The sequence below is a fragment of the Leptothrix mechoopdaensis (SeqCode) genome (assembly GCF_053893855.1).
Genome location: NZ_CM132699.1, coordinates 4,592,029 through 4,615,369 on the forward strand (window position 1 = coordinate 4,592,029; position 23,341 = coordinate 4,615,369).

Annotated in this window: 21 protein-coding genes; 9 read left to right on the plus strand and 12 right to left on the minus strand. The window is 72.2% G+C overall.

Annotated features, from left to right (window positions below):
• Positions 1 to 33: 33 nt before the first annotated feature.
• From ACWA7K_RS20080 to ACWA7K_RS20090, 3 genes are read right to left on the minus strand one after another with little or no spacing between them, the layout of a single operon-like run.
• On the minus strand, positions 34 to 267 hold the full coding sequence (locus tag ACWA7K_RS20080; protein WP_456163632.1) for a YgaP family membrane protein: 234 nt from the start codon (positions 265 to 267) through the stop codon (positions 34 to 36).
• Positions 264 to 3,572, minus strand: coding sequence for an efflux RND transporter permease subunit (locus ACWA7K_RS20085; protein ID WP_456163634.1), 3,309 nt, complete (start codon positions 3,570 to 3,572; stop codon positions 264 to 266). Before ACWA7K_RS20085 ends, ACWA7K_RS20080 begins: the two co-directional genes overlap by 4 nt.
• 9 nt (positions 3,573 to 3,581) lie before the next feature.
• Positions 3,582 to 4,646, minus strand: a complete 1,065-nt coding sequence (locus ACWA7K_RS20090; protein WP_456163636.1) for an efflux RND transporter periplasmic adaptor subunit — start codon at positions 4,644 to 4,646, stop codon at positions 3,582 to 3,584.
• Positions 4,647 to 4,804: 158 nt separating this feature from the next.
• Between ACWA7K_RS20090 and ACWA7K_RS20095 the strand changes: the two genes are divergently transcribed.
• Complete coding sequence (locus ACWA7K_RS20095; protein ID WP_456163638.1) at positions 4,805 to 5,893, plus strand: adenosine deaminase; 1,089 nt, start codon at positions 4,805 to 4,807, stop codon at positions 5,891 to 5,893.
• Positions 5,894 to 5,906: 13 nt separating this feature from the next.
• Here the strand turns inward: ACWA7K_RS20095 and ACWA7K_RS20100 are convergent, their stop codons facing one another.
• The 5 genes from ACWA7K_RS20100 to mobA all read right to left on the minus strand — a co-directional run bounded on the left by ACWA7K_RS20100 (position 5,907) and on the right by mobA (position 10,742).
• Positions 5,907 to 6,200, minus strand: coding sequence for an addiction module antidote protein (locus ACWA7K_RS20100; RefSeq protein ID WP_456163640.1), 294 nt, complete (start codon positions 6,198 to 6,200; stop codon positions 5,907 to 5,909).
• Positions 6,197 to 6,499: a type II toxin-antitoxin system RelE/ParE family toxin gene (locus ACWA7K_RS20105; protein WP_456163642.1), complete on the minus strand. Its 303-nt coding sequence runs from the start codon at positions 6,497 to 6,499 to the stop codon at positions 6,197 to 6,199. The genes ACWA7K_RS20100 and ACWA7K_RS20105 overlap by 4 nt, the downstream gene beginning before the upstream one ends.
• A 100-nt stretch (positions 6,500 to 6,599) precedes the next feature.
• A complete protein-coding gene (locus ACWA7K_RS20110; RefSeq protein ID WP_456163644.1) occupies positions 6,600 to 8,657 on the minus strand; it encodes a sensor histidine kinase in 2,058 nt (685 codons plus the stop codon).
• An 8-nt stretch (positions 8,658 to 8,665) separates the two neighbouring features.
• A complete protein-coding gene (locus tag ACWA7K_RS20115; protein WP_456163646.1) occupies positions 8,666 to 10,105 on the minus strand; it encodes a sigma-54-dependent transcriptional regulator in 1,440 nt (479 codons plus the stop codon).
• Complete coding sequence (gene mobA, locus ACWA7K_RS20120) at positions 10,092 to 10,742, minus strand: molybdenum cofactor guanylyltransferase MobA (RefSeq protein WP_456163648.1); 651 nt, start codon at positions 10,740 to 10,742, stop codon at positions 10,092 to 10,094. Before mobA ends, ACWA7K_RS20115 begins: the two co-directional genes overlap by 14 nt.
• Positions 10,743 to 10,895: 153 nt before the next feature.
• Between mobA and ACWA7K_RS20125 the strand changes: the two genes are divergently transcribed.
• The 6 genes from ACWA7K_RS20125 (at position 10,896) to ACWA7K_RS20150 (ending at position 17,162) form a co-directional block, all read left to right on the plus strand.
• Positions 10,896 to 12,020, plus strand: coding sequence for a BMP family ABC transporter substrate-binding protein (locus tag ACWA7K_RS20125; RefSeq protein ID WP_456163650.1), 1,125 nt, complete (start codon positions 10,896 to 10,898; stop codon positions 12,018 to 12,020).
• A gap of 99 nt (positions 12,021 to 12,119) precedes the next feature.
• Positions 12,120 to 12,746, plus strand: coding sequence for a pyridoxamine 5'-phosphate oxidase family protein (locus ACWA7K_RS20130; protein WP_456163652.1), 627 nt, complete (start codon positions 12,120 to 12,122; stop codon positions 12,744 to 12,746).
• Positions 12,747 to 12,861: 115 nt separating this feature from the next.
• Positions 12,862 to 13,344 (plus strand): DUF3429 domain-containing protein, encoded by a 483-nt coding sequence (locus ACWA7K_RS20135; protein ID WP_456163654.1) that lies wholly within the window; start codon positions 12,862 to 12,864, stop codon positions 13,342 to 13,344.
• Positions 13,345 to 13,359: 15 nt separating this feature from the next.
• Positions 13,360 to 15,114, plus strand: a complete 1,755-nt coding sequence (locus tag ACWA7K_RS20140; RefSeq protein ID WP_456163656.1) for a M61 family metallopeptidase — start codon at positions 13,360 to 13,362, stop codon at positions 15,112 to 15,114.
• A 7-nt stretch (positions 15,115 to 15,121) separates the two neighbouring features.
• Positions 15,122 to 16,303: a DUF3108 domain-containing protein gene (locus ACWA7K_RS20145; protein WP_456163658.1), complete on the plus strand. Its 1,182-nt coding sequence runs from the start codon at positions 15,122 to 15,124 to the stop codon at positions 16,301 to 16,303.
• A 58-nt stretch (positions 16,304 to 16,361) separates the two neighbouring features.
• A complete protein-coding gene (locus tag ACWA7K_RS20150; protein ID WP_456163660.1) occupies positions 16,362 to 17,162 on the plus strand; it encodes an enoyl-CoA hydratase in 801 nt (266 codons plus the stop codon).
• Between the two features lie 68 nt (positions 17,163 to 17,230).
• Here ACWA7K_RS20150 and ACWA7K_RS20155 read toward each other — a convergent pair whose 3' ends face one another.
• Entirely contained in the window at positions 17,231 to 17,959 is a 729-nt protein-coding gene (locus ACWA7K_RS20155) for a DsbC family protein (RefSeq protein ID WP_456163662.1), read from the minus strand.
• 103 nt (positions 17,960 to 18,062) lie between these two features.
• Entirely contained in the window at positions 18,063 to 19,244 is a 1,182-nt protein-coding gene (locus ACWA7K_RS20160) for an FAD-dependent monooxygenase (protein ID WP_456163664.1), read from the minus strand.
• A 117-nt stretch (positions 19,245 to 19,361) separates the two neighbouring features.
• On the opposite strand from ACWA7K_RS20160, the gene ACWA7K_RS20165 reads away from it, so the two are divergent.
• Entirely contained in the window at positions 19,362 to 20,264 is a 903-nt protein-coding gene (locus ACWA7K_RS20165) for an MOSC domain-containing protein (protein WP_456163666.1), read from the plus strand.
• 21 nt (positions 20,265 to 20,285) lie between these two features.
• On the opposite strand, the gene ACWA7K_RS20170 is transcribed toward ACWA7K_RS20165, so the two are convergent.
• Entirely contained in the window at positions 20,286 to 21,131 is an 846-nt protein-coding gene (locus ACWA7K_RS20170) for a S1/P1 nuclease (protein WP_456163668.1), read from the minus strand.
• A 110-nt stretch (positions 21,132 to 21,241) separates the two neighbouring features.
• Between ACWA7K_RS20170 and ychF the strand changes: the two genes are divergently transcribed.
• A complete protein-coding gene (ychF, locus tag ACWA7K_RS20175) occupies positions 21,242 to 22,336 on the plus strand; it encodes a redox-regulated ATPase YchF (RefSeq protein ID WP_456163670.1) in 1,095 nt (364 codons plus the stop codon).
• A 25-nt stretch (positions 22,337 to 22,361) separates the two neighbouring features.
• Here the strand turns inward: ychF and ACWA7K_RS20180 are convergent, their stop codons facing one another.
• The gene (locus ACWA7K_RS20180) at positions 22,362 to 23,288 is read right to left on the minus strand and encodes a LysR family transcriptional regulator (protein ID WP_456163671.1); all 927 of its coding nucleotides are present in this window, start codon (positions 23,286 to 23,288) and stop codon (positions 22,362 to 22,364) included.
• Positions 23,289 to 23,341: the final 53 nt, after the last annotated feature.

Below are 23,341 nucleotides of genomic sequence, written 5' to 3' on the forward strand. Positions count from 1 at the left end.
TGTGTCACCCGTCTCGAACCGGTGGCTCCCCGTTCACGCCGACCGGGTTGGCGTGTCACATGCCACGTCCGGCACGCCCGCCCGGCGCAGCAACCAGCCCAGCGGGCAGACGTTGGTGAACCCGAACTGCAGCAGGTTGGCGCCGACGAAGGCGGTGAAGGCCAGCGCCCAGCGGCTGAGGAACAGCGGGCTGCCCTCGATGCCCAGCGCGAGCGAGATCAGGATGAAGCTGCCCGCGAAGATGCGGATCAGGCGGTCGACGGTCATGGTGTGCTCCGGGGTTGGAAGACGCTGAAGTAGAGGACGGGGATCACGACCAGCGTCAGCAGCGTGGACACCGCGATGCCGAAGATCAGCGTGATCGCCAGCCCGTTGAAGATCGGGTCGTCGAGGATGAAGAAGGCCCCGACCATCGCGGCCAGGCCGGTCAGCACGATGGGCTGCGCCCGCACCGCCGCCGACTGCACGACCGCCTCGGCGAGGTCGACGCCGCGGGCGAGCTGCAGCTCGATGAAGTCGACCAGCAGGATCGAGTTGCGCACGATGATCCCGGCCAGCGCGATCATCCCGATCATGCTGGTGGCCGTGAACTGCGCCCCCAGCAGGGCATGGCCGGGCATCACGCCGACAAGGGTCAGGGGGATCGGCGCCATGATCACCAGCGGCGTCAGGTAGCTCCTGAACTGGGCCACCACCAGCAGGTAGATCAACACCAGGCCGACGCCATAGGCCGCGCCCATGTCGCGGAAGGTCTCGTAGGTGACCTGCCACTCGCCGTCCCACTTGATGGCGTACTGGCGGTACGGGTCGGCCGGCTGGCGGATCCACCACTCGCCGAGCGCGCCGGTGCCGGGCAGGGCGGCTTCGGCCAGGCGGCTGCGGATGGCGGCCAGGCCGTACAGCGGCGAGTCGAGCCGGCCGGCCATGTCGCCGACCACGTAGCTGACGCCCTGGAGATCCTTCGTGAACAGCGGCCGGTCGATCGTGCCGCGTTCGACCCGCACCAGCGCCGACAGCGGCACCAGCTGGCCGTTGGCCGCGCGCAGCGGCAGGCGCAGCAGGGCGTCCAGGCCGACCTGGGCCGACAGCGGCAGCTGCAGCCGCACGGGCACCGCGCGGTGGCTGCGGCCGTCGTGCAGGAAGGCCGCGTCGACGCCCGACAGCGCGCCTTGCACCGTCTGCGCGATGGCCGCCACCGGGATGCCCAGCGACTCGGCGCGGCTGCGGTCGATGCGCAGGAAGGCGCGGGGCGACTGCCCGGCGGCGTCCGCCACGGAGGTGTCGACGCCGACGATGTCCGGCGTGGCGCGGAAGGCCTCGGCCAGCCGCAGCGCGAGCTGCTGGCGGCCGGCCTCGTCCGGGCCGTAGACCTCGGCCACCAGCGGGCTTTGCACCGGCGGGCCGGGCGGCACCTCGACCACCTGGACGCGCGCGCCCCAGCTTGCGCCGATGCGTTCCAGCGCCGGCCGCAGGCGCTGCGCGATGGCGTGGCTCTGCTCGTGGCGATGGGCCTTGTCGACCAGGTTGACCTGCAGGTCGCCCTGTTCGGCATCGGCGCGCAGGTCGTACTGGCGCACCAGGCCGTTGAAGGTGATCGGGCTGGCGGTGCCGGCGTAGCCCTGCAGGTCGCGCACCTCGGGCTGTCGCGCCAGGAAGGCGCCCATCGCCTGCAGCGCGGCGGCGGTGTCCTCGCGCGGCGTGCCGGCGGGCATCTCGACGACGACCTGGAACTCGCTCTTGTTGTCGAACGGCAGCATCTTCAGCACGACCCATTGCAGGCCGGCCAGGCCGATGCTCAGGGCCAGCGCCGCCGCGATGCCGCCGGCCAGCAGCCAGCGCTTGCGGGCGCTGGCCAGGAAGGGCGCCAGCACGCGGGTGAAGGCGGCCGGCAGCTTCGCGGCCAGACCGGTGGGCGCGGCGTGAACGGGGCCGTGCGCCTTCATCAGGCGCGCGGCCAGCCACGGCGTCACGCTGAAGGCGATGGCCAGCGAGATCGCCATGCCCAGGCTCGCGTTGATCGGGATGGGCGCCATGTACGGGCCCATCAGGCCGGTCACGAAGGCCATCGGCAGCAGTGCGGCGATGACGGTCAGCGTGGCCAGGATGGTCGGCCCGCCGACCTCGTCGACCGCGCCGGGGATGAGCTGCAGCAGCGAACGATCCGGGTGCAGCTGCTGGTGGCGGTGGATGTTCTCGACCACCACGATCGCGTCGTCGACCAGGATGCCGATCGAGAAGATCAGCGCGAACAGCGACACCCGGTTCAGCGTGTAGCCCCAGGCCCAGCTGGCGAACAGCGTGGCGGTCAGCGTCAGGATCACCGCCGCGCCGACGATCACCGCCTCGCGCCGGCCCAGCGCCAGGCCGACCAGCGCGATCACCGAGCCGGTCGCGAAGGCCAGTTTCTGGATCAGCTTGGCGGCCTTCTCGCCGGCCGTGATGCCGTAGTCCCGCGTGATGTCCAGCCGCACCTCCGCCGGCACCAGCGTGCCGTGCAACGCGGCCAGCCGCTCGCGCGCGGCGGCGGCCACCTCGACCGCGTTGGCGCCGGGCTTCTTGGTCAGCGTCAGCGTCAAGGCCGGATGGACCGATCCGGTCGCCAGGTCGGAGGCCGATCCGGTCGCCGCGCCCGGCGTCATCCAGACCTGCCGCGACGTCTGCGCCGGGCCGGCCGTGACCTCGGCCACCTCGCGCAGGTAGACCGGCTTGCCGGCGTGTACGCCGACGACCAGGTCGCCGACGTCATCGGCCGAACGCAGGAACTCGCCGGTCTCGACCGTCAGCCGCTTCGAGCCGCCACCGGGCTGCGGCTCCAGCACCGCGCCGGCCGGCATCGACAGGCTGGCGGCCGACAGGGTCTCGCGCAGGCGCAGCAGGTCGACGCCACGTTCGCGCATCCGGTCCGGGTCCAGTGCCACCTGCACGGCCTGGCCGGGGCCGCCGATCAGCTGCACCTCGCGACTGCCGGGCACCCGCTTCAGCTCGGTCTCCAGGCCGTGGGCGATGCGCTCCAGCTCGAACGCCGAGCCGCTGCCGTCGACCGGCGCGTCCGGGCGCCACAGCGTCACCGCCAGCACCGGCACGTCGTCGATGCCCTTGGGCTTGACGATCGGCGGCAAGGTGCCCAGGCCGGCGGGCAGCCAGTCCTGGTGGGCGTTGAGCACGTCGTAGAGCCGCACCAGCGCCTCGGTGCGTGGCACGCCGACGGCGAACTGCACCGTCAGCAGCGCCAGGCCCGGGCGCGAGACGCTGCGGGTGTGCTCGATGCCGGCGATCTGGCCCAGCACCTGTTCGGCCGGCCGCGCCACCAGCGCCTGCACGTCGGCCGCGCTGGCGCCCGGGAACGGGATCAGCACGTTGGCCATCGTCACGTTGATCTGCGGCTCTTCCTCGCGTGGCGTCACCAGCACCGCGAACAGGCCCAGCAGCAGCGCCACCAGCGCCAGCAGCGGGGTGATCGCGTTGTCCTGGAAGGCGGCGGCCAGGCGGCCGGCCACGCCCAGGCGCGGCGCGGCCTCGGTCGGAGCGGCGGCAGCGGCGGCAGCGGCAAGGGAGGGGGTCGGGGTATCCATCGCGCGCTTTCAGTTCGACGGCCGGGCACCGGCCAGGCCGGCCTTGACCGCATCGGCGGCGATGCGTTCACCGGCGCGCACGCCGCTCAGCAGCGTCACCCGGTCGCCTTCGACGCGGCCGGTGCGCACGGCGCGCAGCACGTAGCGGTCACCGTCGGCGACGTAGACGGCATCCAGCTCGCCACGTTGCAGCACCGCCGTGCGAGGGGCGCTGAGGTGGGCGGCGGTGGCCGGATCGGCGGTTGTGGCTGGATCGGCCGGGGCGTCGAAGCGCACCCGCACGCTCTGTCCCGGGGGCAGGCCGGCGGCGTCGGCCGAGGCGAGGTCCAGCCGCCATTCGACGGTCTGCGTCACCACGTCGGTGCCCGGCAATTCGCTGCGACGCAGCGGCTTCAGACGCCGGCCATCGGACAGCTCGACCTCGACGCGGCCGGCCGCACGGGCCTGCGCCGCCAGCGAGGCCGGCAACGCGATGACCGCCCGCAGCGCGCCGGGGGCGTAGAGGGTCGCCACCGGCCGGCCCGGCGCGGCCAGGTCGCCGGCGTCCAGATGCGTGGCCAGCACGATGCCGTCGAACGGTGCGACGACGCTGGCGTGGCCGCGCGCCAAGGCGGCCTGACCGCGCCCGGCCTGGGCCTGGGCGAGCGCGGCATCGGCGGCGCGCGACTGGGTCTCGGCCTGGTCCAGCGCCGCCTGGCTGACGAAGCCCTGCGCGCGCAGCTCGCGGCTGCGCGACAGCTCGATGCGGGCCAGCCGCGCCGCCGCGTCGGCCTGGTTCACGGCGGCGTCGCCCTGGGCCAGCGCGGCGTCGGTGCTGCGCTCGTCGATGCGCGCCAGCAGCTGGCCGGCGCGGACCCGGTCACCTGCCTTGACCGCCAGCACGACCACGTTGCCGCCGACCTGGGCCGCGACGGTCGCCTGCCGCACCGCCTGCAGGCTGGCGTCGAACACGAGCGATCCGGCCACGCGGCGGGATTGCATCGTCAGCGTCGGCACGTCGAACGTGACGGCGTCGGCAGCCTGCAGGGCGAACGGCGCCAGCAGCGCGGCGGCAAGGACAGTGGCTCGGAACATGGGTCATCTCCTGATACCCCATATCCTATCCGCATACGGTTATGGGTATCAAGCGAGAGGGTCATCCGAAGTCGCGGACGCGTGCCTTCGGGCACAGTACGTGCTCGTTCTCCAGCGGTTCTTCAGCCGACCACGACCACAACACCAGGAGCCCCGGCATGCCCGACATCCACACCCGCCCGCACCCGGACGCCGCCGTCGCCGCCGCCCTCGACCGCCTGCCGCGCGAGCGTCTGCCCGAGCTGCTGCGGCAGATCCCGAAGGCCGAGCTGCACATCCACATCGAGGGCTCGCTGGAGCCCGAACTGATCTTCGCGCTGGCCGAACGCAACGGCGTGACGCTGCCCTACCCGAGCGTCGAGGCGCTGCGCGCCGCCTACGCCTTCACCGACCTGCAGAGCTTCCTGGACATCTACTACGCCGGTGCCAGCGTGCTGCTGCACGAGGCCGACTTCCACGACATGGCCTGGGCCTACCTGCAGCGCGCGGCGGCCGACGGCGTGCGGCGCGCGGAGATCTTCTTCGACCCGCAGACCCACACCGAACGCGGCGTCGCGATCGGCACGGTCATCGCCGGCCTGAGCGCGGCGCTGACCCGCGCGCGCACCGAGCTGGGCGTCGACGGCGACCTGATCCTGTGTTTCCTGCGCCACCTGAGCGAGGAAGCCGCCTTCGAGACGCTCGAAGCCGCGCTGCCCTACCGCGCCCACTTCATCGGCGTCGGCCTGGACAGCAGCGAACGCGGCCACCCGCCGAGCAAGTTCGAGCGGGTCTTCGTACGCTGCCGCGAGCTCGGCCTGCACGTCGTCGCCCATGCCGGCGAGGAAGGTCCGCCGGCCTACATCGTCGAGGCGCTGGACCTGCTGAAGACCGAACGCATCGACCACGGCGTGCGCTGCGTCGAGGACCCGTCGCTGGTCGCCCGGCTGGCCGCCGAACGCATGCCGCTGACGGTCTGCCCGCTGTCCAACGTCAAGCTGTGCGTCTACCGCACGATGGCCGAACACAAGCTCCCGGCCCTGCTGGACGCCGGCCTGTGCGCCACGATCAACAGCGACGACCCGGCCTACTTCGGCGGCTACATGAACCAGAACTGGCTCGAAACCTTCGCCGCCCTGCCGCAACTCGGCGCCCGCGAGGCCTGGCAACTCGCCGCCAACAGCTTCGAGGCCGCCTTCGCCGACACCACCCGCAAGGCCGCCTGGCGCGCCGAGGTCGACCGGGTGGTGATCGGGTTGGCGGGGTGATGCTTGCGGCGCGTCAGCGCGGCGTCGCGATGCGCGCGCCGAGCTCGATGCCCAGGGCCTTCATCACCGCCAGCAGTGTCTTCAGCGTCGGGTTGCCATCGCCGCTGAACGATCGGTAGAGCTGCTCGCGCGACAGGCCCGTCTCGGCCGCCACCCGGGTCATGCCCCGAGCGCGCGCCGCCACCCCGAGCGCCTGCGCGATGTAGCCGGCGTCCTGGGTCTCGAACGCGTCTTCCAGGAAAGCGACCACGGCGGCATCGGATGTCAGCGCCTCGGCCGGATCGAAGGGGGTGGTGCGTTCGCTCATCTCAGATGACTCCTGTTTTCGGCAAGCTGCCGCGCGCGTTCGATGTCGCGCCGCTGGCTGGACTTGTCTCCGCCACACAGCAGCAGGATCAGCGTCTGGCCACGCTGGACGAAATACACCCGATAGCCCGGGCCGACGTGGATGCGCAGTTCGCTGATCCCATGGCCTACCGGCTGGACGTCGCCCGGCAGGCCGTGCGCGAGCCGGTGGATCCGACCGACGACGACACCCCGGGCGTTGTCGTCGCGCAGCCTGGCCAGCCAGAGGCGAAAGGTTCCGGTCTGTTCGACGGTGCGCATGGCAGTGTAGTCTTTGGACGACGATGGGTGAGGCACCCACGATCGTCAGGGCCACTGCCGGACCCGTCTTTCCCCCTTTGGGGCGTGCCGATGGGGGATCTCAGCCCTCCACCCTCAACCACACCGTGAACTCCGCCCCGCTGCGGCCGTCGCTGCGGTTGGCGGCGCGCAGGTCGCCGCCGTAGCGTTCGACCAGGCTGCGGCTGATCCACAGGCCCAGGCCGGTGCCGTCCTTCTTGCGGGTCACGAAGGGTTGGAAGAGCTGGTCCATCAGCTCGGCGTCCAGGCCGCCGCCGGTGTCGGCCACGGACAGGGTGACCCAGTCGGTCGGGCTGCCGGTGGCGTCGGGCTGGTGGACGTCGCGGCTGGCGAGGTTCAGCGTGCCGCCTTCGGGCATCGCGTGGATGGCGTTGACCATCAGGTTGATCAGCACCTGCTGCAGCTCGTTGCGGTTGACGGCCGGACGGCCGCGCGCGCGCAGGTCGCGTTCGACGGTGATGCGGGTGCGGCCGGCGAGGTGGCCGGTCAGCACGAGGCAGTCCTCGACCACCGCCGCCGTGTCCAGCGCCGTGACGTAGCCGGCGTATTCCGACGGCCGGGCGAACTGCAGCAGCTGCGTGACGATCAGGCGCATGCGCTCGATCTGGGCGTCGATCAGGCGCAGCTCGTCGTCCGAGGCCCGCGCGACCTCCGGCGGCAGCTGGCTGCGCAGCAGGTCCAGGTTGCCCTGGATCACCGCGATCGGGTTGTTCACCTCGTGCGCGATGCTGGCGGTGAGCTGGCCGATGGCGGCGAGCTTCTCGCTGCGCAGCAGCTGCTTCTGGGTCGCGGCCAGCTCGCGGTTGCTGGCCTCCAGCGCGGCGGTGCGCTGGGCCACCTTGGCGTCCAGCTCGGCGTTAAGGCCCTCCAGCGCGCGGGTCTTGTCGGCGATCAGGTCGAGCAGCGCGTCCAGGTGACGCGCCAGCCGGCCCAGCTCGTCGGTGCTGTCGACCGCGCCGACGCGGGCCTCGGCCGCGCCGGACTCGATGCGCCGCAGCGTCGCCTCCATCTGCTCGACCGGCCGGAAGATCGTGCCGGCCCAGCGCAGCGAGACGAAGGCGGCCACCACCATCACTGCGAAGAAGATGATGCCGATGCCGGCCAGCATCCCGTACTTGAGCCAGATGAAAGGCCGTTCGAGGTAGCCGACGTAGAGCATGCCGACGCGCCGCCCGCCGCCGTCGGTGATCGGCTGGTAGGCCGAGACGTACCAGTCGTTGACGACGAAGGCGCGGTCCAGCCAGGTCGAGCCGCGCACCAGCACGGCGTCGCGCACGGCCTGCGAGACGCGGGTGCCGATCGCACGTTCGTCCTGCGCCGGGCCGAACAGCCGGACGTTGGTGCTGACGCGCACGTCGTCCAGGAACAGCGTCGTGGTGCCGCGGCTGCCGAAGGGCAGGGAGCCTTCGGGGTAGACGATGGCGTTGATGTGGTCGATCAGCGGCAGGTTGCGGTTGAGCAGCCGGCCGGCCTGCACGTGGCCGAGCAGGCGGCCGTCCGGTGCCCGGACCGGGTGCGTGGCCAGCATGACCATCGCGCGGTCGATGCGCTGCTGCGGGCCGGGCGCGGCGTCACGGGTCGGCAGCACGTCGACGCCGACCCGTTCACCCAGGCGCGGCGCGATGGCGGCAAAGGCGGCGGCGTCCAGCACCTCGATGCGGGCCAGCGCGCGCACGTCACCGGCGCCGGGCCGGGCGCGGCTGTCGGCCGGTTCGTCCTGCTCGCGCGGGCCCTGGTCGGTCAGCAGCAGGCGGCCTTCGGCGTCGCGCAGGTTGACGAAGTCGAGCGACTGCGCATCGCGGACTTCCTGCAGCAGCGCGACCAGGCGTTCGCGGCCCGGGTCACGCGCGCCATCGGCCAGCGTCAGGTGCAGCGCATGCGAGCCGGCCACCGCGCCGGCACTCGCGGCCAGCTCGGCCTGCACGCGCTCGAAGTAGCCCTGGGCGACGGCCAGATCGGCGCGCACCTTGGTGATCAGCATCCGGTCGAACGCGACGTCGCCCCACCACAGCAGCAGCACGCCCAGCAGCGGCAGCACGCCGGCCAGCGGCAGCAGCACCAGCGCCAGCAGCTTGGTGCGGATCGAGCGCCGCAGCGCGGCCTTCCAGCGCGACGGCATGGTGGCGATCAGGGGGCGTCGGCGGCCGGTGCGGGCAGCGTGCCGTCGGCGGCCCATTCGGCCACCCGGCGTTCGAGCGTGCGGCGCGAGATGCCCAGCCGCTGCGCCGCCTCGGTCTTGTCATGGCCGACCGATTCGAGCACCGCCAGGATGTGGCGCTTCTCCAGCGTCTGCAGGTCCAGCGGGGCCTCGTCGACCGGGCTGGCGGCGCCCTCGTCGCGGCGCGGCGCGGGCGCCACCGCCGGTGCGCTGGCAGGCCGCGGGCGCGGCAGGCTCTGGTAGAGGGCGCTGACGTTGAGCGCGCCGACGATCAGCGAGCGCTCGATCAGGTTGCGCAGCTCGCGCACGTTGCCGGGCCAGTCGTACTGGCGCAGGTAGCGCATCTCGTCGTCGGTGACCTCGATCGGCGCGACGCCCAGGCGCGGCGCCAGCGTGTCGATGAAGTGCGCCACCAGGTCGGGGATGTCCTCCTTGTGCGCGCGCAGCGGTGGCAGGCGCAGCTCGACCACCTGCAGGCGGTAGTAGAGGTCGGCGCGGAAGCGGCCGTCGCGCACGTCGTCCAGCAGCGGCCGGTTGGTCGCCGCGACGATGCGCACGTCGACCGGCACGCTGCGCTCGCTGTCGGGCGCGCGCACGCGGCGGTCCTCCAGCACGCGCAGCAGCGTGGCCTGCAGCTCGGCGGGCAGCTCGCCGACCTCGTCGAGGAACAGCGTGCCGCCGTGGGCCATCACGAACAGGCCTTCGCGGCCGGGGCCCTGGCCGCCGTGGCCGAACAGCTCGGCCTCCAGCTGGGCCGGCGCGCTGGTCGCGCAGCTGACCGGCACGAAGGGCGCGACGGCGTGGGCGCTCAGGCGGTGCAGCGCGAGGGCGGCCAGTTCCTTGCCGGTGCCGGACTCGCCCGTCAGCAGCACGGTGGAATCGACCGTCGCGACCCGCCGCAACGCCGCCTGCAGGCCCTTGATGACGATCGACTGGCCGACCAGCCCGTCGGCCGGCGGCGTGCGCTGCGTCAGGTTGCGGCGCAGCACCCAGTTCTCGCGCCGCAGCTGGGCCCGTTCCAGGCCGTGCCGCACGGCGCCCAGCACCTGGGTCAGCCGGAAGGGCTTGAGCAGCATGTCGCCGGCACCGGCCCGCAGCGCCTCGATCGCGGTGTCCAGGTCGGCGAAGGCGGTGATCAGCACGACCTCGGCGGTGATGCCCTGCTCGCGCATGTCCTTGAGCAGGTCGATGCCGTTGCGGCCGGGCAGGGCGATGTCGAGCAGCACCAGGTCGTAGCGGTGGCTGCGCAGCAGTGTCTCGGCCTCCTCGGCCGAGCCGGCGCCCATGACCTCGCGCACGCGCGGGGCCAATGCCTTCTCGAGGAAGTGGCGCATGCCGGGTTCGTCGTCGACGACCAGGATGCTGGCGCGCGGCCAGTGGTCCGTGGTGTCCGGTTCAGTCGGGACCATGCAGGTCAGCCAGGGTGTTGAGGTTGTCGAAGGCGCCGATGTCGTCGAAGCGCACGAGAGTCAGGCGGCGGCTGGCGGCCCAGCGCAGCACGCGCCGTTCGCCGCCTTGCAGGGCGTCGGCCAGCGGCCCGGCCAGCTCGCGGCGCATCAGGCAGAAGACCGGTTGGGCGCGCAGCGGGGCGGTCGGTGCAGATGGGGGCCGCGCCTCGGGGTCGGGCGTCGCCGCCATCGCCAGCTCGGCGTCATCGGCCAGCATCGCGGCGGCCAGGCGCGCGGCCAGGTCGAGCGGGAAGGTCGGGCTGTCGCACGGCACCGTCAGCAGCCAGGGTGTGCGCGCCAGGGTCAGGCCGGTCAGCCAGCCGGCCAGCGGACCGGGCCGCCCGGTCACGCCATCGGGCAGCGCATCGGGCCAGACCGGCCAGCCCCAGGCGCGGTAGTCGTCGAGGTGGCGGTTGGCGTTCAGCGCCAGCGTGCCGACCTGCGGCGCCAGGCGTTGCGCCGCGCGTTGCGCCAGCGGTGTGCCGGCGTGGGCCTGCAGGCCCTTGTCGAGCCCACCCATGCGCCGGCCCTCGCCGCCGGACAGCACCAGGCCGGTGATCCGGTGGCGCAGGTCATCGGTCGGGGTGGCGTCGTTCATGGCCGCGCAGCATAGCGGCGCCCTGTGGCGCTTCCGGTCGCGCCGACCCGGGCCTTTCCCGGAGGCTCTGAGACAATCCGCGCCCCCCGAGCCGCCGGCGCGCCCACGCCGTCGGACTTCACCCTCCATCCCCGGGCCATGTCGAGGAACACCATGTACAAAAACCTCCCGGGCGCACGCCGTGCGTTCACCTCCCGCACGTTCGCCGTGCTCGCTGGCGTCGCCGCGTTCGCCGCCCTGTCGGCTCCGGTCGATGCGGCGATGGCAGCCGACGCGCCGCCGCTCAAGGTCGCCTTCGTCTACGTCAGCCCGGTCGGCAGCGCCGGCTGGACCTACCAGCACAACATGGGCCGGCTGGACATGGAACGCCGGCTCGGCGATGCGGTGCAGACCACCTATGTCGAGAACGTCGCCGAAGGCCCGGACTCCGAACGTGTCATGCGCGACCTGGCCGGGCAGGGCTACCAGCTGATCTTCGCGACCAGCTTCGGCTACCTCGAACCGGCGCTGCGCGTGGCGCAGGACTTCCCGCAGGTGAAGTTCGAGCACATGGGCGGCTACAAGACGGCGCCCAACGTCAACATCTACAACGCCCGTTTCCACGAGGGTCGCTGGCTGGCCGGCTACCTGGCCGGGAAGATGAGCAAGACCGGCATCAGCGGCTACGTCGCCGGTTTCCCGATCCCCGAAGTCGTGATGGGCATCAACGCCTACGCGCTGGGCATGCGCGCGGCCAACCCGAAGGCGCAGGTCAAGGTCAGCTGGCTCAACACCTGGTTCGACCCGGCGCGTGAGCGCGAGGCCGCGCAGGCGCTGATCGCCCAGGGCGCCGACACGCTGACGCACCACAGCGGCTCGACCGCCATCCCGCAGCTGGCCGAGGAGAAGGGCGTGATGCTGCTGGGCTACCAGAGCGACATGAGCGCGATCGCGCCGACGGCGCAGCTGACCAGCGTCACGCACGTCTGGGGCGAGCGCTACGCCAAGGTCGCCACCGACGTGCGCGCCGGCCGCTGGAAGCCGCAGCCCTACAACGGCGGGCTGCGCGAGGGCGTCATCAAGCTGGCACCGTTCAACAAGAAGATCCCCGCCGATGTCGTCCACCAGGTGCGCGAACGCGAGCGGGCCATCGCGATGGGCAAGCTGCAGCCCTTCGGCGGTCGCATCGTCGACCAGTCCGGCAAGGTCCGGCAGGCTGGCGGCACGATGAGCGACGCGGCGCTGTCGAAGATGGATTTCCTGGTCGACGGCGTCGTCGGCACGATTGCCAAGCCCTGACGAGGCGCAAGCCCGCGTCGAACAGCGCCCCGGCTGCTGGTTGACCCGGAGGCGTCGCCAGCGGGGGCGGGTATAGCGTCCGCCTTCTGGAGTGCCAGCATGAACGACGCTTCCGATCCGCCGGCTGCGGCCGCACACGATCCCGATCTCGCCCCGCGCCTGACCGACCTGCCCGCGATCGAGGCGGCGGTCTGGCGCGAGCTGGCCAACGCCGTCGTCAGCCGCGCCGGGCCCGGCCAGCCGGGGCATCCGTGGCGCCGCGCCGCCTTCGCGACGATCGGCCCGGACGGCCCGGAGGTGCGCAGCATCGTGCTGCGCGGCCTGCAGGCCGACCGCTGCGAACTGGTCTTCTATGCCGACGCACGTTCGCCCAAGGTCGCCCAGCTGCAGGCCGACCCGCGCGGCCAGATCCTGTGCTGGAGCGAGCCGCTCGGCTGGCAGGTGCGGCTGCGCTGCAGCGTCGACATCGCCACCGACGGGCTGGACGTCACCGCGCGCTGGGCCCGCATCCGCCACCGGCCTGCCGCCCACGACTACCTGTCGCCGCTCGCGCCCGGCTCGCCGCTGGACGCCCCGCAGGTGCCGCTGGCCCCTGAGCGGGTGCGCGAGTCCTTCGCCGTGCTGACCGCCCGGGTCGACGCGATCGACTGGCTGGAACTGCACGCCCAGGGCCATCGGCGGGCCCGTTTCGAGGACGGCTGCGCGCCGCAATGGCTGGTGCCCTGAGACAGGGATCGGCCGGGCCGGTGACAATTCGACACGCGGCATCCGCCGCTGCCCGAACGCCGTTTCCGGCGCCCGGCCCGAATCCTTGCAACGGCCTTCAACCGCCGCCCCGACCGTGTCCTCGTCTCCGTCCCTGACCTCGCTTCCGACCTCTTCCGGCCACGGCCCCAACCCCGTCGCGCTGCGGCTGGGCTACGCCGGCCTGGCGCCCTTCGTGCTGGGTGCGCTGCTGACGATGCTGATCCCCGCCGACCTGTACGAAGGCGCGGTGCTGGACTTCGTCTTCCACGGCCTGATGGCCTACGCCGCCGCGATCGTGTCCTTCCTGGGCGGCATCCACTGGGGCCTGGGCATGCGCTCGACGGTGCCGTCGCCGGTGCCGTTCGCCTGGGGCGTGGCGCCGTCGCTGCTGGCGTGGTTCGCGATGCTGCTGCCGGCCCACGCCGGGCTGGTCATCGCCGGGCTGTCGCTGGTCGCGTGTTACCTGGTCGACCGCCGCACCTACCCGGCGCACGGCCTGGGCCACTGGATGACGCTGCGCTTCCGGCTGACGCTGGTCGCCAGCCTGAGCTGCTTCCTGGCGGCGGCCAGCTACTGAACCCGGGCAAGCCACATGGTCCGCTACCACGTCGAACTCGCCGATCTGCATGCCCACCACTACCGCGTCACGCTGACGCTGGCGCAGCCCGCGCCACGCCAGCGCCTGACGCTTCCGGTGTGGATCCCCGGCAGCTACCTGGTGCGCGAGTTCTCGCGTCACCTGAGCGGCCTGGAAGCCCGGCAGGGCGGTGAGTCGCGGGCCCTGCGCCAGCTCGACAAGTGCAGCTGGGAGGTCGACTGCAGCGGCCGCGCCGCGCTGGTCGTGACTTGGCGGGTCTACGCCTTCGACGCCTCGGTGCGGACCGCCTGGCTGGACAGCCAGCGTGGCTTCTTCAACGGCACCAGCCTGTTCCTGAGCCCGGCCGGCCGCGAGGACGACCAACACGTCGTCACGCTGGGCCCGTTGCCGGACGGCTGGCAGGTCTCGACCGGCCTGAGCGGATCGGCCAAGAAGGGTTACGCCGCGCCCGGCTATGACGCGCTGGTCGATCACCCGTTCGAGCTGGGTCCGTTCTGGACCGGCCGCTTCGAGGCCTGCGGCGTGCCGCACGAGTTCGTCGTCGCCGGGGCCGCGCCGGGCTTCGACGGCGAGCGTCTGCTGGCCGACACCAAGCGGATCTGCGAGGCCCAGATCCGCTTCTGGCACGGTGACCAGCCGCCGCCGTTCGAGCGCTACGTCTTCCAGCTCGCCGTGGTCGACGACGGCTACGGCGGGCTCGAACACCGCAACAGCACCGCGCTGATCGCCGGCCGGCGCGACCTGCCGCGTCGCGGCCAGGGCAGCGGCGACCTGGGCGAGGGCTACGTGACGCTGCTCGGGCTGATCAGCCACGAGTACTTCCACACCTGGAACGTCAAGCGCCTGAAGCCGGCCGAGTTCGTGCCCTACGACCTGGGCCGCGAGAACCACACCGAGCTGCTGTGGTTCTTCGAGGGCTTCACCAGCTACTACGACGACCTGTTCCTGCTGCGCGCCGGGCTGATCGACGAGGCCCGCTACCTCAAGCTGCTGGCCAAGACGATCAACCAGGTGCTGGCGACACCCGGTCGGCACGTGCAGAGCGCGGCGCAGGCCAGCTTCGACGCCTGGCTGAAGTACTACCGCCCGGACGAGAACACCGCCAACGCGACCGTCAGCTACTACACCAAGGGCGCGCTGGTGGCGCTGGTGCTGGACCTGCGGCTGCGCGGCGAGGGCCGCGGCACGCTTGACCAGGTCATGCGCCGGCTGTGGCAGCGCAGCGGCGCGGCCGACGGCCATGACGGCCCGGTCACGCACGACGACATCGCCGAGGCGCTGCAGGCGGTCGGCAAGCGGCGCGATCCGCAGGCCTGGGCGCGCGAGCTGGACGCGCTGGTGCGCGGCACCGACGAACTGCCGCTGGCCAGCCTGCTGGCCGACGTGCTCGGCTACGCCTGGCGCCACGAGCCGCCCAGCGTCGCCCAGCGCCTGGGCGCCCGGGTGGCCGACGGCAGCCTGAAGGTCCAGGCGGTGCAGACCGGCAGCGCCGCCGAGCAGGCCGGCCTGGCGGCGGGTGACGAGCTGCTGGCGCTGGCCGGCTGGCGGCTGGCGCGGCTGGACGACCTGCTGCTCTACGGCGGCCTTGACCAGCCGCAGACGCTGCTGGTGGCACGCGACCGCCGCGTGCTGACGCTGACCCTGCCGGCGTCTCGCCCGGCCGGTCTGGTGGCGCTGTCGCCGCAGGACAAGCCGTCCGCGCCGACGCAGCGGCGCCGCAGCGCCTGGGCCGCGCCAAGCGTCGCCTGACCGCCGCATGAGCCGTCGCTGGCACCGTCTGACGCCCGCCCTGGCCGGCGCGCTGCTGCTGGCCCTGGCGGGCCATGCCTGGCTGCTGGCGGTGGTGCGCGAGTCGCTGCGGGCGGTCGACCTGCGCGCCCCGGCGATCCAGCGGGCGGAGGTCCGCTTCGACCGCGTGCTGGCGCCCGCCGCGCCGGTCGAGGTGCAGGCCGCCCGCGCCGCGCCGGCCCCGGTGCGGCGATCGGCAGAGGCCCGTCCGGCCCCGGTTGCGGCACCGGAGTCACCGGCGTCCGCGCCCGAACCCGCCCGGGCAGCGTCAGAGGCGCTGGCCGGCGTCGCCGAGCAGGTCCGCCAGGATGCCGAACGAGCCGCTCAGGCGGCGCTGGAAGCGCAGCTGGCGGCCTCTGCGGCCGAAGCCGCCGCGAGTGCCGCGCAGGTGGCCGCACAGGTGGCCTCACAGGCCGCTGCCCAGGCCGCTGAACGGGCGGCTTCGGCCGCCGCGCCGACCGCCCGGCCCGGCGTGCCCGAGTTCGTCTGGCCGGCCTCGACCCGCCTGAGCTACCGCCTGACCGGCTGGTATCGCGGCGAGGTCAGCGGCCGCGCCGAGGTCGAATGGCTGCGCGTCGATGCGCAGCGCTACCAGGTCCACCTGACGGTCTCGATCGGCCCGGCCTTCGCGCCGCTGATGACCCGGCGCATGAGCAGCGAGGGCCGCATCACGCCGGACGGGCTGGCGCCGCAGCGCTACGAGCAGCTGACCAAGCAGATCGTCGGCCGCGACCGCCAGGTCACGATGGCCTTCGACCCGGCCGGCATCCGGCTGGCGCGCGGCGAGTCGGTGCCGTGGCAGGCCGACGTGCAGGACACGGCGAGCCAGTTCATCCAGATCATCTGGCTGCTGCGCACGCGGCCCGAGCTGACCCGCACCGGCCAGGCGATGGCGTTTCCGCTGGCCTTGCCCAACCGGGTCGACGCCTGGGTCTACGAGGTCACCGAACGTGTCACCGAGCAGACGCCGGTCGGACCGCTCGAGACCCTGCACGTCAAGCCGCGCCGCCGCGCCGAGGGCGGCAACCTGACCGCGCAGATGTGGTACGCCCCGGCGCTGCAGATGCTGCCGGTGCGCATCCGCATCGAGCAGGACGCCGAAACCTGGGTGGACCTGAGGTTGGAGCGCGCGCCCGAGCAAGGAAGCTGAATCCTTCGCTGGCTATAGTCATCCGCTTCAAGCTGCACCCCCAGGAGACCCGTCCCCCATGAGCACCCCGACCTACGAGAACATCCTCGTCGAGACCCGTCCCGGCGCGGGCGAGATGCGCTACGGCTGGATCACGCTGAACCGGCCGAAGGCGCTCAACGCGCTGAACGATCCGCTGATGGACGAACTCGGCGCCGCGCTGCTGGCGCTCGACGCCGACGACAGCGTCGCCTGCATCATCCTGACCGGCAGCGAGAAGGCCTTCGCGGCCGGCGCCGACATCGCGCTGATGCACCCGTTCGACTTCCCGAACGCCTATCGCAAGGGCCTGATCTCGCGCAACTGGGACACCCTGCGCCAGGTCCGCAAGCCGGTGATCGCGGCGGTGGCCGGCTTCGCCCTGGGCGGTGGCTGCGAGGTGGCGATGGCCTGCGACCTGATCATCGCGGCCGACACCGCCAAGTTCGGCCAGCCCGAGATCAAGCTGGGCATCATCCCCGGCGCCGGTGGCACGCAGCGCCTGCCGCGCGCGGTGGGCAAGAGCAAGGCGATGGACCTGGCCCTGACCGGCCGGATGATGGACGCCACCGAAGCCGAACGCGCCGGCCTGGTCGCCCGCGTGGTGCCGGCCGCCGAACTGCACGCCGAGGCCGACAAGATCGGCCAGACCCTGTCGGGCTACTCGACGCTGGCGCTGATGGCGGTCAAGGAGAGCGTCAACCGCGCCTACGAGTCGCCGCTGACCGAAGGCCTGCTGTTCGAGCGCCGGCTGTTCCACGCGCTGTTCTCCAGCGCCGACCAGAAGGAAGGCATGGGCGCCTTCCTGGAGAAGCGCCCGCCGACGTTCACGCATCGCTGAACGGCGTCGCCACCATGAAGAACGCCCCGCAGTGCGGGGCGTTTTCGTTGGGGCAGGGCGTGGGCCGATCAGGACTTGGCCGCCGCCAGGATCCGCCGTTCGACCTCGGTCGCCGGGATCGCGCCCGGGGCGCGGGTGCCGTCCTCGAAGACGATCGCGGGCGTGCCGTTGACCTTGAACTTGCGCGCCATCGCGCTGTTGCGGTCGATCGCGGCGACGTCGCAGCCGGCGCCCATCGCCTTGGGGGCGCGCACGCCGTCGACCATCCAGTTGCGCCAGGCGCTGGTGTTGTCCTTGGCGCACCAGATGTCGCGCGACTTCTCGGGCGAGTCGCCGCCGAGGATCGGGATCACGAAGGTGTAGACCGTCACGTCCTTGACGTTGATGAGGTCCTTCTCCAGCTTCTTGCAATAGCCGCAGTTCGGGTCGGCGAACACGACGATCTTGCGCGTGCCCTTGCCGTTCTTCCAGACGATCGCGTCCTTCAGCGGCAGGCTGGCGAAGTCGACCGCGGTCAGCTTGGCGATGCGGTCCTCGGTCAGGTTGCGGCGCGTCGCCGTGTCGATGATCTCGCCCTGGATCAGGTAGGCGCCCTTGCCGTCGGTGTAGACGATGTCGGTGCCCAGGCGCAGCTCGAACAGGCCGGGGACCGGCGCGGCGCGGATCTCGTCGATCGGCGGCAGGCTGGGGTAGCGCTCGGCGAGGTTCTTGCGGATGTCGGCCTCGTCGGCCCGGACGGCGCTGGCCAGCAGCGCGCAGAACGACAGGGCGAGGGCGGCGTAGGTGCGCAGCTTCATGGAGGTGTCCTGGTGAGGTCGGGTCGAGACCGGGGGTCAGACTTCGATGGTAGTGGTGCGGTTCCGTCCCTGGCCAGGCCAGGGTGTGACGGGTGACCGCCGTTCAGGCGTCGAGCGCCCGTGCGGTCAGCCAGCGCTTGACCGGACCGAGCCGGTCGACGGCCGACATGCCGGCGTTGCGCAGGTTGCGCAGCGGTGCGTCGTGGGCCGCGAACAGGTGCAGCAGGCCGTCGGTCAGCGTGCCCATCGCCCGGGTCGGCGCCTGCCGGCGGCGCACGTAGCGGCGCAGCGTGCGTTCGTCGCCGGCGGCGCGCCAGGGCGTGTCGGCGCGGGCGGCGACCAGCACGTCGACCAGCGCGCGCACATCGCCCAGGCCCAGGTTCAGGCCCTGACCGGCAAGCGGATGGACGGCATGCGCCGCGTCGCCCAGCAGCACCCAGCCGGGGCCGCACCAGCGCTGCGCCTGCGCCAGCATCAGCGGCCAGGCGACACGCGGGCCGGCCAGCCGCAGGGTGCCGGCGGCACCGCCGCTGGCCTCGTTCAGCGCGGCCTCGAAGGCGGCGTCGTCGAGCGCCTGCAGCTCGGCCACGCGCGCATCGGGCAGCGACCAGACCAGCGCGTACGAACACGTCGGCTCAGGCCGGTCGAACGGCAGCAGCGCCAGGATGTCCGGGCTGCGGAACCACTGCCGCGCGACGCCCTGGTGCGGCGCATCGGCGACCAGCCGGGCGGCGATCGCCTGGTGGCCGTAGCCGTGTTTCTGCCAGTCGGCGCCGAGCGCCGCTCGGGTCAGCGAATCGCGGCCCTCGCAGACCGCCAGAAGCGGCCGGGTCGGGTCGGGCGTCGATCCGGCCGGCGCCGGCTGCACGCGCGGGTCCTCGGCCTTCAGGCGCTGGACATGCGGCGCGAAGTGCAGCGCCTGCGCCAGCGCCTCGTCCAGCGCGGCGGCGTCGACGATCCAGGCCAGCGCGTCGACGGCCTGGGTCCAGGCGTCGAAGCCGAGCCGGCCGCCGTCGTCGCCGCGCACGTCCATTGCCTCGACGGGGGTGACGGCATCGGCCGGCAGCGCGTCCCAGACCCGCAGCTCGCGCAGCAGCGCGGCCGACGCGGCGTTCAGCGCATAGGCCCGCACGTCCGGCCCGCGACGGGCGGCCGGCGAGCCCGCATCGAGCCCCGCCAGACCGACCTGCCAGCCCTGCCGGCTGAGCGCCAGCGCGAGGCAGGAACCGACCGCGCCCTGGCCGCGGATGCACACGTCGAGGGGGCGGGAAGCAGCGCTGTTCATGGCGCGGGATTGTAGGGAGCGATCCCGCCGCGGCCGGCCTGGCGACAGGCTGGCCACAATCGCCCGAGGCCGGCGCTTGCGCTGGATCAGCCCGCAGCCCGTGAACCCGGAAGGCCCATGAACACGCACGAAATCAACGATGACCACGACGACGACGGCAGCAGCGCCGCCCGCATCGCCAGCCTGCACGTCCACCCGCTGAAGTCCGGTGCCGCACTCGCCTTCGACGCCGTGCGGCTGTCGACCACCGGGTTCGAGCACGACCGGCGCTGGATGCTGGTCGATCCGTCCGGCGATTTCCACAGCCAGCGCACCCACCCGCAGATGGCGCTGCTGCGCGCGGTCGTCGCCGACGGCCGGCTGCAGGTCAGCGCGCCGGGCCGGCCGACGCTGTCGGTGCCGGTCGAACCCGCTGGCGACACCGCCGTGCCGGTGCAGGTCTGGGGCGACCGCTTCGACGCCCGATCCGTCGACATGGCCGCTGACCCTGTGGCTGAGCGCTGGTTCAGCGACTTCCTCGGCGAACCCGCCCGGCTGGTCGTCACCGACCCCGCCATGCACCGGCCGTCCAACCGCGCCCGCACCGGCGAGATCGAGGCGCTCAACGGCTTTGCCGACGGCTACCCGATCCTCGTGCTGTCGACCGGCTCGCTGGCCGAGCTGAACCGCCGGCTGGCCGACCAGGGCAAGCCGGCCGTCGAGATGGCGCGCTTCCGGCCGAACCTCGTGCTGGACGGGCTCGACGCTCATGCCGAGGACCACCTGCACGAGCTGCACATCACCACCGACGACGGCCCGGTCGTGCTGAGGCTGGTCAAGCCCTGCCCGCGTTGCCCGATGCCCGACGTCGACCCCGCCACCGGCGTGCGCGGCAGCGAACCCGGCCTGACGCTGGCCGGCTACCGCGCCGACGCGCGGCTGGACGGCGCCATCACCTTCGGCATGAACGCGGTGATCGTCGAGGGCATCGGCCGCACGCTGCGCGTGGGTCAGCCGGTGCGCGGGACGGTGCGGTTCTGAGCCCCGAGCCCTGAACCGGCTTCAGTCGCCCTTCTCGGCGCGTCGGCGCGGCTTGCGGTCCTTCGGCAGGCGCCGCTCCGGTCCGCCCAGCGCGTCTTCCAGCACCTCGGCCAGATGCCACGCCGCGATGTCCAGCTGCTCGACCAGCACGGGGTCCCAGCGCTGCGCGTAGGTCCGGCCGGCGCGGTCGTCGAGCTTGTGGGTCGGCGGGTAGAAGCCGTCCGAGCGGGCGATGCGGCAGGACGCCTCGGCCCAGTCGATCGGCGACGAGCCAGGCTCGGGCGGCGTGCGCGGTGCCGACACGTCGCGGCGCAGCGCCGCAGGGCCGCCGGGGCGTGTCTCGATCAGGCCGGAGTCCCAGAGCGCGTGCAGGTTGGTGCCGTGTTCCAGGCCCTTCCAGCTGATCTGGTAGCCGTTGCCGCCGCGGTCGTCGGCCCGTCCGGCGTGCAGCGGCTGGTGCAGGTCGGCCACCAGGTGGACCAGGTAGCGCAGCGCCTGCAGTCGCTCGTCGTCGTCCGGTTCCAGCGCCAGCACCTTCGTTTGCCGGTTGGTTGCCTCGACCGCGCAGCGGCCGTGCAGGCAGTGTTCGGCCGGCTTGTACTCGCAGGTCTCGGCCGGCAGGTTGACGTAGTGCCAGGGTGACGTCGCGGCGGTGCGGTGCTCATCAGCCCAGTTCGCGACCTCGGCCAGCCGCGTCGCGTCGACCCGCGCCAGCAGCCGGCGCGCCTCGGCATCGGCCGCCGGGCTCAGGCGCGACTGGGCCAGGCCGGCCACGAGTTCATGTCCGGCGCGGCCCCAGGCATGTGCGGCGGGCGTGGCGAACAGGGCAAGGGCGGTCAGGACGCCCGGCAATGCGGTGGACTTCATGCCCGCCAGTGTCGGTCCAGCCGTTCGGCGCCAGGGGCACAAACCTACAATCCGCGTCTTTGCCGTCGCCCGCCCGGGCGATGCCGACCCGAACACCCCGAGATCCCGACATGAGCCTCAAGTGCGGCATCGTGGGCCTGCCCAACGTGGGCAAGTCCACCCTCTTCAATGCGCTGACCAAGGCCGGCATCGCCGCCGAGAACTACCCGTTCTGCACCATCGAGCCCAACGTCGGCGTGGTCGAGGTGCCCGATCCGCGGCTGGGCAAGCTGGCCGAGATCATCTCGCCCGAGCGCATCGTCCCGGCCATCGTCGAGTTCGTCGACATCGCCGGCCTGGTCGCCGGTGCCAGCAAGGGTGAAGGCCTGGGCAACCAGTTCCTGAGCCACATCCGCGAGACCGACGCGATCGTCAATGTCGTGCGCTGCTTCGAGGACGACAACGTCATCCACGTCGCCGGCAAGGTCGACCCGATCGCCGACATCGAGGTCATCCAGACCGAACTCTGCCTGGCCGACCTCGGCACGGTCGAGAAGAGCCTGCACCGCTACAACAAGGCCGCCCGCTCCGGCAACGACAAGGAAGCCGCCGCGCTGGTGAAGGTGCTGGAGAAGTGCCAGGCCGCGCTGGACGAGGCCCGCCCGGTGCGCTCGATCGAGTTCAGCAAGGAAGAGCAGGCGATCGTCAAGCCGCTGTGCCTGATCACCGCCAAGCCGGCCATGTTCGTCGGCAACGTCTCCGAGACCGGCTTCGAGAACAACCCGCTGCTCGACCGCCTGAAGGCCTACGCGGCGGCCCAGAACGCGCCGGTGGTGGCGATCTGCGCCAAGACCGAGTCCGAGCTGTCCGAGATGGACGACGACGACCGCGCCATGTTCCTCGCCGAGATGGGCCAGGACGAGCCCGGCCTGAACCGCCTGATCCGCGCCGCCTTCAAGCTGCTGGGCCTGCAGACCTACTTCACCGCCGGCGTGAAGGAAGTGCGCGCCTGGACCATCCACATTGGCGACACCGCCCCCAACGCGGCCGGCGTGATCCACACCGACTTCGAACGCGGCTTCATCCGCGCCCAGACCATCGCCTACGACGATTTCATCGCCTACAAGGGCGAACAGGGCGCCAAGGACGCCGGCAAGATGCGCGCCGAAGGCAAGGAATACATCGTCAAGGACGGCGATGTCATGAACTTCCTGTTCAACGTCTGAGGCCGACGTCCGGCCCGGCCCGCCCTCATCGGGCCGCTGGCGACGGCGGCGGACACAGGATGTTCACGAGCCGTTCGAGGAAGACGTTTTCCTGCATCGCGTGCCGACGCATGCACACGCTCAGGTGGCGCATCGCCCAGTCCTCTTCAAGCCGGAGGATCGCGACCTGCTCGCGGTCGGGCTGTTCGATCGCCGTGCGCGGCACTATGCCCAGGCCGGCGCCTGAGGCGACCAGCCGGGCCACTGCCCGGTAGCCCGAGACCTGCACACGCACGTCCAGCCGGCCGCCCAGCGCCGCCGCGTGGTTCATCAGGAAGGTGTGCAGCGCAGCGCCCTGCTGCAGGCTGATGAAGGGCAGGCCGAGGCAATCGGTGAACGAGGCCGAGCGGCGACCCGCCAACGGACTGCTCAAGGGCGCCAGCAGCACCAGCTCATCCTCCCGGTAGGCCCGGGATTCGAGCTCGGGGTGGTTGACCTCGACGGCCACGACGCCCAGGTCGGCACGGCCGGCGGCCACGGCGGCGACGATGTCCGTGCTCAGGCGTTCCTCCAGCGTGACACGCACGGACGGGTGGGCGGCAAAGAAGCGCGCCAGGTCATCGGGCAGGTGCGAGCTGATCGCGTTGTTGTTGGCGAAACAGGTGACATGCCCCATCAGGCCCTGCGAGTAGGGCTGCAGGTCGGCATGCATCTGATCGAGTTGCGCCACGCAGCGCTGGGCATGTTCGAGCATCACCAGGCCGGCCCGGGTCAGCTCGACGCCGCGTGAACGGCGTTCGAACAACGGCGTGCCCAAGGCTTCCTCCAGGCCCTTGAGCCGCAGGCTGGCCGTCGACGGCGCCAGGTGACAACGCTGCGCGCCGCGCGACACGCTGCTGGTCCGGGCCACGGCCAGGAAGACCCGCAGATCGGTCAGGTCGTAGTGGCCCGGGGTGAGTCGAGGTTTTGTCATTCACGAAAGCATATCTTGTGAGTTCTCGCTGGGACAAAGTCTCCGTCGGGACG

Excerpts from the sequence above, each read along its gene's own strand:
- ACWA7K_RS20080 (WP_456163632.1), bottom strand. The coding sequence starts at position 267 with ATGACCGTCGACCGCCTGATCCGCATCTTCGCGGGCAGCTTCATCCTG.
- ACWA7K_RS20085 (WP_456163634.1), bottom strand. The coding sequence starts at position 3,572 with ATGGATACCCCGACCCCCTCCCTTGCCGCTGCCGCCGCTGCCGCCGCT.
- ACWA7K_RS20090 (WP_456163636.1), bottom strand. The coding sequence starts at position 4,646 with ATGTTCCGAGCCACTGTCCTTGCCGCCGCGCTGCTGGCGCCGTTCGCC.
- ACWA7K_RS20095 (WP_456163638.1), top strand. The coding sequence starts at position 4,805 with ATGCCCGACATCCACACCCGCCCGCACCCGGACGCCGCCGTCGCCGCC.
- ACWA7K_RS20100 (WP_456163640.1), bottom strand. The coding sequence starts at position 6,200 with ATGAGCGAACGCACCACCCCCTTCGATCCGGCCGAGGCGCTGACATCC.
- ACWA7K_RS20105 (WP_456163642.1), bottom strand. The coding sequence starts at position 6,499 with ATGCGCACCGTCGAACAGACCGGAACCTTTCGCCTCTGGCTGGCCAGG.
- ACWA7K_RS20110 (WP_456163644.1), bottom strand. The coding sequence starts at position 8,657 with ATGCCGTCGCGCTGGAAGGCCGCGCTGCGGCGCTCGATCCGCACCAAG.
- ACWA7K_RS20115 (WP_456163646.1), bottom strand. The coding sequence starts at position 10,105 with ATGGTCCCGACTGAACCGGACACCACGGACCACTGGCCGCGCGCCAGC.
- mobA (WP_456163648.1), bottom strand. The coding sequence starts at position 10,742 with ATGAACGACGCCACCCCGACCGATGACCTGCGCCACCGGATCACCGGC.
- ACWA7K_RS20125 (WP_456163650.1), top strand. The coding sequence starts at position 10,896 with ATGTACAAAAACCTCCCGGGCGCACGCCGTGCGTTCACCTCCCGCACG.
- ACWA7K_RS20130 (WP_456163652.1), top strand. The coding sequence starts at position 12,120 with ATGAACGACGCTTCCGATCCGCCGGCTGCGGCCGCACACGATCCCGAT.
- ACWA7K_RS20140 (WP_456163656.1), top strand. The coding sequence starts at position 13,360 with ATGGTCCGCTACCACGTCGAACTCGCCGATCTGCATGCCCACCACTAC.
- ACWA7K_RS20145 (WP_456163658.1), top strand. The coding sequence starts at position 15,122 with ATGAGCCGTCGCTGGCACCGTCTGACGCCCGCCCTGGCCGGCGCGCTG.
- ACWA7K_RS20150 (WP_456163660.1), top strand. The coding sequence starts at position 16,362 with ATGAGCACCCCGACCTACGAGAACATCCTCGTCGAGACCCGTCCCGGC.
- ACWA7K_RS20155 (WP_456163662.1), bottom strand. The coding sequence starts at position 17,959 with ATGAAGCTGCGCACCTACGCCGCCCTCGCCCTGTCGTTCTGCGCGCTG.
- ACWA7K_RS20160 (WP_456163664.1), bottom strand. The coding sequence starts at position 19,244 with ATGAACAGCGCTGCTTCCCGCCCCCTCGACGTGTGCATCCGCGGCCAG.
- ACWA7K_RS20165 (WP_456163666.1), top strand. The coding sequence starts at position 19,362 with ATGAACACGCACGAAATCAACGATGACCACGACGACGACGGCAGCAGC.
- ACWA7K_RS20170 (WP_456163668.1), bottom strand. The coding sequence starts at position 21,131 with ATGAAGTCCACCGCATTGCCGGGCGTCCTGACCGCCCTTGCCCTGTTC.
- ychF (WP_456163670.1), top strand. The coding sequence starts at position 21,242 with ATGAGCCTCAAGTGCGGCATCGTGGGCCTGCCCAACGTGGGCAAGTCC.
- ACWA7K_RS20180 (WP_456163671.1), bottom strand. The coding sequence starts at position 23,288 with ATGACAAAACCTCGACTCACCCCGGGCCACTACGACCTGACCGATCTG.